Below are 10,925 nucleotides of genomic sequence, written 5' to 3' on the forward strand. Positions count from 1 at the left end.
GGATGCCGCCCCAGATGCGCGAGTGGGCCACTTCGGTCATGAAGTCGTCGACCTGGGCCCAGCGGCGGGTGGCGCCCTGGGCGGTCGGGCTGCTGGTGCTCAAGACCGGCAGTTTGCCGTTGCCGACTTCAGCCTGCAGGATGGTGCCCAGCGTCGCGGCCAGAATGGCGTGCGCGCTCGGGTACTCGGGGTGCTGCGGCGACTCGATCAGCGAGGCCCAGCCCGGCTCGGCCTGGGTGGCGTGGTGGCCGTCGGCCTCGCCGTTGCGGATGGCGGTGACGGGGCGCCAGAAGTTGTGGTGGTACTTGGCGTCGAACACCGCCATCATCGCGTCGTCCATCGCCTGCGTGACGGTGGCAAACAGGCGCGCGTTTTGCGCCACGCTGCGGCCCGGCATGTGGGCGACCGAACGCACCACACCGTGGTAGATCGGGGGCAGCGAATAATCCCAAAAGCGCGCCACCTCGGTCTGCTCCGCGCTGCGCTGCTTGCTGGCCTTGCTGCCGAGGGTTCTGACCTCTTCGTAGTCGCGCGCCCACACGGTGCTGGTGAGCGCAGGCGGCGGGCCAGGGCGAAACTGCGCGGCGCTCGCCAGCAGCCAGGTCTTGCGCTGCGGCCACTGCGGTGCGGCTACCGCGGCGGTCGGCACATAGGCCCCCGGCGTGGTGTGCGGGCGATAACGCTCGGGCGTGGCGGCGCCATCGTCGGCGCGGCGCGCCAGCACGGCCGCAGCGGCTTGCTCGCCGGCGGTGATGCCCGCGGCCTTGGCGGGGCCGTCCGCCAGCTTGGCGAGTGCGGCCTGGTAGGCGCTGGTGATCGACGGCTCTTGCGCCGGGATCAGCTTCAGCAGCGTGTTGCGGTTGGCCGCAGCCACCGCGGCATCGAGCGTCACGTCGCCCGCTTGGCGCAACGATGCCGTGTTGACGGCTTCGTGCACGGCGGTCTGCACGATGGCCATCACGCGGTTGGCGGGTGGGGTGCCGAGCTTGGCTTCGATGACGAGCTCACCGGCCTTGATGTTCCAGTCGGTCACCACGTCGGCCTGCGCGTGGAGGGTGAGGGCGAGCAGGCCGCCGGCGGCCAATGCGGCCTTTCTGTTGTGGGCAATCTTCATGGGTGTTTCCGTTTTGGGGTGAATCACTTGCGAGTGATGACAAATCACTTGCGAGTGATGACGATTTGCAGGTAGTCGCTGGGCGCGACCATGGTGTTGTCGTCAGCGCGGTTGAAGCGGCTGATCAGCGTGAGCAGGTCGTCGGCCAGGGCCGGCTGCTTGTCGGCGTCGAGCGCCGCAAAGGCCTTCAGCACCGGGCCGTAGTAGGTCTTGAACACGTCGAGCCAGTGTTCGGGCGAGCGGTAGCGCATGATGAACTGGCGTTGTTCGACGTGGATCTGGCGAACCTCGCCTTCAAACAACTCGGCCAGGCGTTCGCGTGTGCCCCACAGCGCGGGTGAGCTCACGCCGGCTGGGGGCGGCACGTGTTTACCGATGGTCTTGAACAGCTGGCCGATGAAGCCATCGGGTGTCCAGTTGGCCATGCCGATCTTGCCGCCGGGCTTGCACACACGCAGCATCTCGCTGGCCACACGCGGTGGGTTGGGGGCGAACATGCAGCCGAAGGTGGAGACCACGGCGTCGAAGCTGGCGTCGTCGAAGGGAAGGGCCTCGACATCGGCCTCGCGGAAATCGATGTGGCTCAGGCCTTCGGCCGCAGCGCGGGCGCGGCCCAGCTCGAGCAGGGCAGGCACGTAGTCGGTGGAGGTCACTTCGGCCCAGCGGCGTGCGGCGGCGAGGGTCACGTTGCCGTTGCCGGCGGCCACGTCGAGCACACGCTGGCCGGCGCGCAGGTCGAGCGCTTCGCACAGCGACTCGCCGACGATCTGCAGCGTGGTACCGACGACGGCATAGTCGCCAGAAGCCCAGGCCGCCTTTTGGCGGGTTTTGATGGCGTTGAAGTCGGGTGTGACGGTAGGGGGTGCCGTGCCGGCCACGGCGGTAGAAAATGTGTTCATGAGGTGTGTTCCAAAAGTGGGTCCATCGAATGTGTCTCGCCCCGCTTGGCGGGGCCGGCGCTCAGCTGGCGGTGCCTGGGCACGCAGCGCTTGCCCCGACACGCACTGTCGAACCCTCGCGTGGGAGGCAGCGTGGTAATCGGCGTGGAAAAGGGCGTGGAATCTCGCACTGAACCTGCCGCCTTGCAGCTGCAATTGCTCGGGCCGCTGCAGGTGAGCCGCGGGGCGCAGCCGCTGGCGCTGCCCAGTTCGCGCAAGGTGCGCGCCCTCGCCGCCTACCTGGCCATGGCCGCGCACGAGGTGTCGCGCAGCCACTTGTGCGAGCTGCTCTGGGACCTGCCCAACGACCCGCGCGGCGAGCTGCGCTGGTGCCTGAGCAAGCTGCGCGCGGTGCTCGACGAGCCCGGCCACGCCCGCGTGCAGGCCAATGGCGACGCGTTGCGGCTCGACCTCACCGGCTGCGAGGTCGATGTGCTGCGGGTCAGCCACACGCTGCAAAGCGGCATCGCCTCACTCGACGCCGGCGCCTTGCGCGCACTGGCCGCGCAGTTCCGGGGTGACTTTCTCGAAGGCCTGGAGATCCCGCGCAGCGCCGCTTACAGCGCCTGGCTCACCGCGCAGCGACGGCGTTTTCGGGCCGGGCAGGTGGCGGTGCTGGAGCGCCTGGCCCTGGTGTTGCCCGCGGGGTCAGGCGAGGCCATCGCCTGCATCGAGGCCTGGCTGCGGCTCGCGCCGTTCGATGTGCGCGCGCATGAGCGGCTGTTCGAGGCGCTGGCCGAAGGCGGACGCTTGCGCGAGGGCGACGAACACCTGGCCGCCACCGCGCGCCAGTACGACGCCGAAGGCCAGGACTGGGCGCCCATCGGCCTCGCCTGGCGGGCCGCCAAGCAGCGGCATGCGGCGCCTTCGGGCAGCGGGCTCATCGTGTTGGCCGACGCGCCGCCCGTGGTGGTGCCCGAGCCCACCGCCACCCACCGCCGCGCTTCGCTGGCCGTCATGCCCTTCACCGACCGCACGCGTGGCGTGGCGGTGCGCGGGGGTTTGGGCGACGGCCTGGCGCACGACATCATCACGCGCCTGGCCAAGCTGCGCAGCATGTTCGTGATCGCGCAAGGCACGGTGTTTGCGCTCGACGAGCGGCGCATCGGCGCCGAAGACGCCGGTCGCCGGCTCAACGTCGATTACGTGGCTGGCGGATCGCTGCGCCACGAAGCCGGCGGGCGGGTGAGCGTCACCGTGCAACTCACCGAAACACGCAGCGCGCGTGTGCTGTGGGCCGAGGTGTTTGCCGGCAAGCAGGACGACACCTTCGGCTGGCTCGACATCATCGGCGACCGCATCGTGGCCGCGGTGGCCAGCCAGATCGAGGTGGCCGAGCGCAACCGCGCCATCCTCAAGGCCCCCAGCTCGCTCGACGCCTGGGAAGCCCACCACCGCGGCCTGTGGCACATGATGCGTTTCAACCGCGAAGACAACGAACAGGCGCGCCACTTCTTCGAAATGGCGGTGCGGCTCGACCCGGGTTTCGCGCGGCCTTACGCCGGCTTGTCGTTCACCCACTTCCAGGACGCGTTTCTCGGCTGGGCCGGGCGTGACGAAGCCGCAGAGTCGGCCTACCGCGTGGCCTCGCAAGGCCTGATGGCCGATGAGCTCGACCCCTCGGCCCACTGGGCGCTGGGCCGCGCCCATTGGCTGCGCGGGCGCTTGAGCGAGTCGCTGGCCGAGCTCGACACCTGCGTCGACCTGAGCCCCAACTTTGCGCATGGCCACTACACGCTGGCCTTCGTGCATGCCCAGTCGGGCGACCCGCAGGCGGCCATCAATGAGTCTGATCACTCGCGCGCGCTGAGCCCCTTCGACCCGATGCTCTTCGCCATGATGGGCGCCCGCGCACTGGGGCTGATGCGCCTGGGCCGCCACGACGAGGCGGCCGACTGGGCCATCAAGGCCGCGGCCCGGCCGAATGCGCACGTGCACATCCTGGCGATTGCGCAGTACTGCCTCGCGCTGGCCGACCGCGGCGACGAAGCGAACCAACTGGCCGCGGCCGTCCAGCGCGCCCAGCCCGGCTACCAGGTGGAAGATTTTCTGGCCTCCTTCCACTACGGTTCGGAGGGTGCGGACTTGATCCGCCAAGCGGCCCGCCGGTCGTCGCAAAAGCCCTGAAGCCAGACTTCAAACGCCGGTGCTAAGCTGCCTCGAAGCCATCAACGAGACCTGCCATGCCTGGACTGCTGCCCCACGTCGACCCCGAAGGCCTGCTTGAGTTTTCGGTCGTTTACACCGACCGTGCGCTCAACCACATGTCGCAAAAATTTCAAGGCGTGATGCGCGACATCTCGGCCACCTTGAAAGAGGCCTACAACGCCAAATCGGCCATCGTGGTGCCGGGCAGCGGCAGCTTCGGCATGGAAGCCGTGGCCCGCCAGTTCGCCACCGCGCAAAAGGTGCTGGTTATCCGCAACGGCTGGTTCAGCTACCGCTGGACGCAGATCTTCGACATGGGCTCGATTCCGGCTTCGGCCACGGTGCTGAAGGCGCGGCCCATCGCAACGGGCCCCGAAGCGGCGTATGCGCCGGCGCCCATCGCCGAGGTGGTGGCCACCATCCAGCGCGAAAAACCGGCGCTGGTGTTGGCCGCGCACGTCGAGACCGCCAGCGGCATGCTGCTGCCCGACGACTACCTGCGCGCCGTGGGCGAGGCGGTGCACGCGGTCGGTGGCATGTTCGTGCTCGACTGCATTGCTTCGGGCGCGATCTGGGTCGACATGGTGGCCAACCAGGTCGACGTGCTCATCAGCGCCCCGCAAAAGGGCTGGAGCGGTTCGCCAGGCTGCGCCTTCGTGATGCTCAGCGAGCGCGCACGCGAGGGCATCGACAAGACCACCAGCACCAGCTTTGCCTGTGACCTGCGCAAGTGGCTGCAGATGATGGAAACCTACGAAGGTGGTGCCTTCGCGTACCACACCACCCTGCCCACCGACGCGCTCGCCCGCATGCGCGACGTGATGCTGGAGACCAAGGCCTTCGGCTTCGAGCGCGCGCGCGCCGCGCAGCAGCAGCTGGGCAGCCGTGTGCGTGCGCTCTTGGTCGGCCACGGCTTCAAGAGCGTGGCGGCGCCTGGCTTCGAAGCACCGGGCGTGGTGGTGAGCTACACCACCGATGCCGACATTCACTCATCGAAGAAGTTTCGCGAGCTGGGCCTGCAGACGGCGGCGGGTGTGCCGCTGCAATGTGACGAGCCGGCTGACTTTCGCACCTGGCGCATCGGCCTCTTCGGGCTCGACAAGCTGGGCCACATCGACCGCACGCTGGGCCACCTGGAGCAGGCGCTCGCGAAGATTCGCTGAGCCAGGCCAGCCCCGGGCTGCCGCACAATCGCCCGACTCTCTCTCTCGAACCGCAGGTTCCGTCACCATGCTTTCACGTTTGCCTGCTGCACTGCGCGGCAGCTTGACCGGCTTCACGCTCGGCCTCAACACCTTGATCGTGGCCAGCAGCCTGGCACCGCCCTCGCTGCTCAAGCTGTTGTTGCCCTTCGAGGCCGTGCGCCGCGGCTGCGACCGGGTGCTGACCGCGCTGGCCTCGGGCTGGGTGGCCGTCAACAACGCCTGGATTGCGGCCGTGCGCCCGGTGCAGTGGGACGTGCAAGGTGTCAACGAGCTCAACCCGCAGGGCTGGTACCTGGTGTCGAGCAACCACCAGAGCTGGGTCGACATTCTGGTGTTGCAGCGGGTGTTCCACGGCCACATCCCGTTCCTGAAATTCTTCTTGAAACAAGAGCTGATCTGGGTGCCGGTGATCGGCCTGGCATGGTGGGCGCTCGACTTCCCCTTCATGAAGCGCGGCAAGGGCCACGGCGCGCGGCAAAACGATTTGAAGACCACGCGCGAGGCGTGCGAGAAGTTCAAGCGCATCCCCACCTCGGTGATCAACTTCGTGGAAGGCACGCGTTTCACGCAGGCCAAGCACGACCGGCAGAACAGCCCTTACCGCCACCTGCTCAAGCCCAAGATCGGCGGCCTGGGCATTGCGCTGGCGACCATGGGCGAGCAGTTCGAGGCCTTGCTGGACGTGACCATCGTCTACCCCAATGGGGCACCGACTTTCTGGGACTTGTTGAGCGGCCGCCTCGACGCGGTGATCGTGCGCGTGCAGCGTTGCGAGATCCCGCCCGAGGTGCTGGGCAGTGACCCGATGGGCGACAAGGCCTACCGCCAGCGCATCAGCACCTGGGTCGAAGCGCAGTGGGCCGAGAAAGACGAGCTGATCGAGGCGCTGCTGCAGCGACCGAGTTCTTAACCTTGGCCTAACCGAGCCCTAACGCAGCGTTCACCGGGCCTCTTTATCTTGTGCGTCAGGCGGAATGTTCCGCGCAGACAGATCACACAAGAGGCTCACGATGAAACTCAACCCCTTGAATGCCACCCTGGTGGCCGCTGGCGTGTTGGCCATGGGCTCGGCTGGAGCGTTTGGCCTGCCCCATTGGCTGAAGAAGAACGAACCCGCCGCTGTCGTGAGTACGCCTGTGGCCATGGCCGCCTTGAGCGGCCCCACCGCCGCGGCAGCCGCGATGGCGCCGGTGGCGCCGATCCCGGCGCAAGCCACCGTGCCCAATTACCGCGCCATCTTTGCCCAGGCCGGGCCGGCGGTGGTGGGTGTGACCGTGTCGGGCACGCAGGCGGTCGCGAACACGCCGCAGCAAGGTTTGCCGCCCGGCATGGAGAACGATCCGTTCTTCCAGTTCTTCCGTGGCCTGCCGGGCATGCAGCCGCGTGGGCGGGGTGAGGGACCCTCGCAGCCGTTTCGTGGCCAGGGGTCAGGGTTCATCATTGCGAGCGATGGTTTGATCCTGACCAACGCCCACGTGGTGCGCGACGCCAAGGAAGTGAGCGTGAAGCTCAGCGACCGCCGCGAGTTCAGCGCCAAGGTGCTCGGCAGCGACCCGGTGACCGACGTGGCGGTGCTGCGCATCAATGCCAAAGACCTGCCCACCGTGCGCCTGGGCAACCCCAAGCAGCTCGAGGTGGGCGACCCGGTGATGGCGATTGGCGCGCCCTTCGGTTTTGAGCAGACGGCCACACAAGGCATCGTCAGCGCCAAGGGCCGCTCGCTGCCGGGCGACTCGGTGGTGCCCTTCATCCAGACCGACGCGGCGGTGAACCCCGGCAACTCGGGCGGCCCGCTGTTCGACGGCAGCGGCTCGGTGGTGGGTATCAACGCGCAGATCTATTCGCAATCGGGGGGCTACCAGGGCTTGTCGTTTGCCATCCCGATCGACGTGGCTCTCAAGGTCAAGGACCAGATCGTGGCCACCGGCAAGGCCAGCCACGGCCGCCTGGGCGTGACGGTGCAAGACGTGAACCAGGCGCTGGCCGAATCGTTCGGCATGCCCCGGCCCGACGGCGCGTTGGTCGCGAGCGTGGCGCGCAACAGTGCGGCCGCCAAGGCGGGCTTGAAGCCCGGGGACGTGATCACCGAGGTCAACGGCGAGCCCATCGTTCGTTCGGGTTCGCTCAGCAGCGTGATCGGCATGGCCAGCCCTGGCGAGCGCGTCAAGCTCAAGGTGTGGCGTGACCGCTCGGCGATCGACCTCGAGGCCAGGCTCGGTGGCGCCGATGAAGCGGCCAAGCAGGCCGCAGCGGACGAGCCCGCCGACCGTGCAGGCCAGCTCGGCCTCGCGCTGCGACCGCTGACGCGCGAGGAGCGCCGCGAGGTGCAAAGCGAAGGCGGCCTGCTGGTTGAAAATGTGAGCGGACCCGCCGCGCGGGCTGGCATCGAGCGGGGTGATGTGCTCATTGCCATCAACGGCCGGCCGGTCACTTCGGTCGAGCAGGTCAAGAGCGTGATGGGCAACAAACCGAAGAGCGTGGCGCTGTTGGTCGAACGTGAAGGAGAACGGATCTTCGTGCCGGTCAATCTTGGCTGAACTCGCGTAGGACAAGGCCGCGACCCGCGTCTGCACGAGAACACAGCCCGGGATTGCGAGCCCAATGGTTTCCTTGAATCACTTGAAAGGAACACCATGACAAACGCATTCAAGACCAAGCTGATTCCCGCGCTGGCCTGCGCCGCGCTGATGGCGGCTCAAGCGGCCTGGTCTCAGACCAGCGCCACCTCGCCGCCCCCGGGTGAGGCGGCCAAGTCGGTGCTGGCGGGCGAGGCGGCTCCGCTGCCCGAGACGCGCACGTCGGGTGACGTGAGCTACGTGACCGGCGGCATCCCTTACGAGCAGATTCCGGCCTTCACTCAGGCGCGTGGCCAGTACTCGCTCAACATCGAGGTTTACGAAAAAGACGGCGCCAAGAACGGCTTCTCGGCCGACGCACAGGTGAAGCTGATCGACCGCAAGGGTGCCGTGGTGCTGGACGCCAAGACCGACGGCCCGTACCTCTGGGCCAAGGTGCCGGCGGGCCAGTACCGCTTGCAAACCACACTGGCCGGCAAGACGAAGGAGCAGCGTGTGTCGGTGGGCAATGGCAAGCCGACGCGCGCGATCGTCGTCTTCCCGCAGGGCACGAGCGACAACTTCGGCGGCTGAGCTCAAGCGTTGTCTCAGCTGTTGTTCATCAGCTCGGTGTAGCGGCGCTGCATTTCTTCAGGGGCCACTTTCTCGATGGAGTGGCCCAGCAGCCAGGTGTGGCCAAAAGGGTCGCGCACCTTGCAGCTGCGCTCGCCGTAGAACTGGTCGGCGGGCTCGCTCAGCATGGTGGCGCCAGTCGCCACGGCCTGGCGGCCCATCGTGTCGCTGTCGTCCACATGCAGGTGGATCACCATGCCCGATAGCCCTTCGGGCGGCGGCGCAGTGATGCCGTATTCGGGGTACTGATCCGACAACATCAGAACGGCGCTTGGCCCCATCTGCAGCTCGGCGTGGCCGATGCGGCCCGAGGGTTCGGTGAGACGGTACAACTCTTGTGCACCGAAGGCCTGGGTGTAGAAGTTGATGGCCTGTTGGGTGTCGGGCACGCAGAGGTAGGCGTACAGCTCATGGATGGCGTTCTGGGTCATGGTGAGGCTCCTTGTGGATTGAACTTGGGCGCATCCTAGGCCGCAAGGTTCAGCGCGTATTGGAGATTTTTTCGGTCACCACCATGTGCGTCGGGTGATCGGGCGCCACCGCGCGGTAGGCGCTGGGCGTGACGCCCGCCAATCGCTTGAACTCATGGATGAGGTGCGACTGGTCGGCGTAGCCGGCCTCGGCGGCCGTCAGTGCCCAGTCGCGCGGTGCATCCAGCGCCAGGGTCTGGATCAACGCATGAAAGCGCAGCACCCGCGCATACCGTTTCGGTGTGAGGCCGACCGTGCGTTCGAAGCGGCTGATGAATTGGGTCGGGCCGCAGCCGCTGGCGCGCTGTACCGGCTCGATGAATGCTGCACTGGGTTGTCGGGCCAGTGTTTGCAGTGCTGCCATCACCATCGTGTCGGCCGGTGGGGCGTGTTGCAGCCGCGCCATCAGGTAGGCCTCCAACCGCAGCAGGCGGGCGTGCGGGCCACGGGTTTCTTGCAGCTCATCGCGCAGCACCCCCACGCTCGGGCCCCACAGCGCGTCGAGCAGCACGGTTCGGTTGTGCAGCTCGGGCAGGGCGCCACCAAAAAACGCAGCAGCGCCACCGGGTTTGAAATGCACACCCACCACGGCTGAGGCCGCGTGCGTGTCGCGCAGGTGCATGCGGTCTTGTGCGCCCTGGATCACCGCGCCGAGGAAACGCTCGCCTTGTGCATCGTCAGCGCCGGTGAAACGGGTGAGGGCCTGGTGCTCGAGCAGCGGGATCACGATGTCGACCCGCCCGGTGGGCAGGTTGGCCTCGCGTGCATGCGGCATGGCGCCACGCTCGCTGGCCCACAGCGTGTCGACGAAGTTCGCCAACGAGGCCATGGGGCGGCGCGAGATCAACATCTACAAATCCGTGCGCAGCGACCAGATCTCGGGGAACAACACCACGTCGAGCATCTTGCGGAGGTAACTCACGCCGCCCGTGCCACCGGTGCCGCGCTTGAAGCCGATCACGCGTTCGACGGTGGTGACGTGGCGAAAGCGCCAGAGGCGGAAGGCGTCTTCGAGGTCGGTGAGTTCTTCGCCGAGCTGGTACAGGTCCCAGTGCTGTTTCGGATCGCGGTAGACCACCAGCCAGGCTTCTTCGACCTCGCGGCTGGCGGCGTAGGGTTGGGTCCAGTCGCGCTCGGTGTGGCTGGTGGGCAGCGTGAGGCCGCGGCGAGCGAGCAGTCGTAGCGCTTCGTCGTACAAAGACGGTGCGCGCCAGGCGGCATCGACCCGCGCCAGGATCTCGGGCCGGTGGGTGTGCGGCTTGAGCATGGCGGCGTTCTTGTTGCCGAGGCTGAACTCGATGCAACGGTACTGCCAGCTCTGGAAGCCGCTGCTGTTGCTGAGGTAGGGGCGGATGGCCGAGTACTCGGGCGGCGTCATGGTGGCCAGCACGTCCCAGGCGTGCACCAGCTGCTCCATGATCTTGCTCACGCGGGCCAGCATCTTGAAGGCGCTGCCGAGATCGTCTTTCGCCACACATTGCATCGCTGCGCTCAGCTCGTGCAGCATCAGCTTCATCCACAGCTCGCTGGTCTGGTGCTGCACGATGAACAGCATCTCGTTGTGGTCGGGAGAGAGCGGCACCTGGGCGTTGAGCACCGCGTCGAGGTGCAGGTAGTCGCCGTAGCTCATGTCCTTGGAAAAGTCGAGCTTCGCGCCTTCGTCGGTGACGATCTTTTCGGTGTTGCTCATGTCACGGCGGCCCGCTGGTTGAAACGCGGTTCGCGCCACTCGCCGCTGTGCAGCACCTGCGCGAGTTGCTCGACCGCGTCCCACACATCGATGAAGCGGGTGTAGAGCGGGGTGAAACCGAAGCGCAGGATGTCTGGCGCTCTGAAATCACCGATCACGCCGCGTGCGATCA

General features: G+C 67.2%; 11 protein-coding genes. 5 read left to right on the forward strand and 6 right to left on the reverse strand.

Going from position 1 to position 10,925, the window contains the following annotated elements:
- Together RMO40_RS06055 and RMO40_RS06060 are read right to left on the reverse strand one after the other, a co-directional pair.
- Positions 1 to 1,114, reverse strand: a 1,114-nt coding sequence (locus tag RMO40_RS06055; RefSeq protein ID WP_309717743.1) for a vanadium-dependent haloperoxidase, incomplete at its 3' end; no start/stop codon positions are given.
- Positions 1,115 to 1,158: 44 nt separating this feature from the next.
- Complete coding sequence (locus RMO40_RS06060; RefSeq protein WP_309717746.1) at positions 1,159 to 2,013, reverse strand: methyltransferase domain-containing protein; 855 nt, start codon at positions 2,011 to 2,013, stop codon at positions 1,159 to 1,161.
- A 156-nt stretch (positions 2,014 to 2,169) separates the two neighbouring features.
- Between RMO40_RS06060 and RMO40_RS06065 the strand changes: the two genes are divergently transcribed.
- From RMO40_RS06065 to RMO40_RS06085, 5 genes are all read left to right on the forward strand, one after another.
- Positions 2,170 to 4,179 carry a transcriptional regulator gene (locus RMO40_RS06065; RefSeq protein WP_309717749.1) on the forward strand — a complete coding sequence of 670 codons (2,010 nt, stop codon included), beginning with the start codon at positions 2,170 to 2,172 and terminating at the stop codon, positions 4,177 to 4,179.
- A 56-nt stretch (positions 4,180 to 4,235) separates the two neighbouring features.
- Positions 4,236 to 5,363, forward strand: coding sequence for an aminotransferase class V-fold PLP-dependent enzyme (locus tag RMO40_RS06070; protein ID WP_309717752.1), 1,128 nt, complete (start codon positions 4,236 to 4,238; stop codon positions 5,361 to 5,363).
- Between the two features lie 67 nt (positions 5,364 to 5,430).
- The gene (yihG, locus tag RMO40_RS06075; RefSeq protein ID WP_309717755.1) at positions 5,431 to 6,315 is read left to right on the forward strand and encodes a 1-acylglycerol-3-phosphate O-acyltransferase, YihG family; all 885 of its coding nucleotides are present in this window, start codon (positions 5,431 to 5,433) and stop codon (positions 6,313 to 6,315) included.
- A gap of 100 nt (positions 6,316 to 6,415) precedes the next feature.
- Positions 6,416 to 7,942, forward strand: a complete 1,527-nt coding sequence (locus RMO40_RS06080) for a Do family serine endopeptidase (protein ID WP_309717758.1) — start codon at positions 6,416 to 6,418, stop codon at positions 7,940 to 7,942.
- 96 nt (positions 7,943 to 8,038) lie between these two features.
- Positions 8,039 to 8,554: a hypothetical protein gene (locus tag RMO40_RS06085; protein ID WP_309717761.1), complete on the forward strand. Its 516-nt coding sequence runs from the start codon at positions 8,039 to 8,041 to the stop codon at positions 8,552 to 8,554.
- Positions 8,555 to 8,568: 14 nt separating this feature from the next.
- Here RMO40_RS06085 and RMO40_RS06090 read toward each other — a convergent pair whose 3' ends face one another.
- From RMO40_RS06090 to RMO40_RS06105, 4 genes are all read right to left on the reverse strand, one after another.
- A complete protein-coding gene (locus RMO40_RS06090) occupies positions 8,569 to 9,024 on the reverse strand; it encodes a VOC family protein (RefSeq protein WP_309717764.1) in 456 nt (151 codons plus the stop codon).
- Between the two features lie 49 nt (positions 9,025 to 9,073).
- Positions 9,074 to 9,913, reverse strand: coding sequence for a helix-turn-helix domain-containing protein (locus RMO40_RS06095; RefSeq protein WP_309717767.1), 840 nt, complete (start codon positions 9,911 to 9,913; stop codon positions 9,074 to 9,076).
- Positions 9,914 to 10,753, reverse strand: a complete 840-nt coding sequence (gene kynA / locus RMO40_RS06100) for a tryptophan 2,3-dioxygenase (RefSeq protein WP_309717768.1) — start codon at positions 10,751 to 10,753, stop codon at positions 9,914 to 9,916.
- On the reverse strand, positions 10,750 to 10,925 hold a 176-nt coding region (locus RMO40_RS06105), incomplete at its 5' end, for a kynureninase/PvdN C-terminal domain-containing protein (protein ID WP_489660115.1). The genes kynA and RMO40_RS06105, both read right to left, overlap by 4 nt.

Source organism: Rhizobacter sp., from assembly GCF_031412075.1.
GTDB lineage: Bacteria > Pseudomonadota > Gammaproteobacteria > Burkholderiales > Burkholderiaceae_C > Rhizobacter.

What these genes read in the sequence shown, in the direction of transcription:
- RMO40_RS06060 (WP_309717746.1), bottom strand. Translation starts at nt 2,013, where the DNA reads ATGAACACATTTTCTACCGCCGTGGCCGGCACGGCACCCCCTACCGTC.
- RMO40_RS06070 (WP_309717752.1), top strand. Translation starts at nt 4,236, where the DNA reads ATGCCTGGACTGCTGCCCCACGTCGACCCCGAAGGCCTGCTTGAGTTT.
- yihG (WP_309717755.1), top strand. Translation starts at nt 5,431, where the DNA reads ATGCTTTCACGTTTGCCTGCTGCACTGCGCGGCAGCTTGACCGGCTTC.
- RMO40_RS06080 (WP_309717758.1), top strand. Translation starts at nt 6,416, where the DNA reads ATGAAACTCAACCCCTTGAATGCCACCCTGGTGGCCGCTGGCGTGTTG.
- RMO40_RS06085 (WP_309717761.1), top strand. Translation starts at nt 8,039, where the DNA reads ATGACAAACGCATTCAAGACCAAGCTGATTCCCGCGCTGGCCTGCGCC.
- RMO40_RS06090 (WP_309717764.1), bottom strand. Translation starts at nt 9,024, where the DNA reads ATGACCCAGAACGCCATCCATGAGCTGTACGCCTACCTCTGCGTGCCC.
- RMO40_RS06095 (WP_309717767.1), bottom strand. Translation starts at nt 9,913, where the DNA reads ATGTTGATCTCGCGCCGCCCCATGGCCTCGTTGGCGAACTTCGTCGAC.
- kynA (WP_309717768.1), bottom strand. Translation starts at nt 10,753, where the DNA reads ATGAGCAACACCGAAAAGATCGTCACCGACGAAGGCGCGAAGCTCGAC.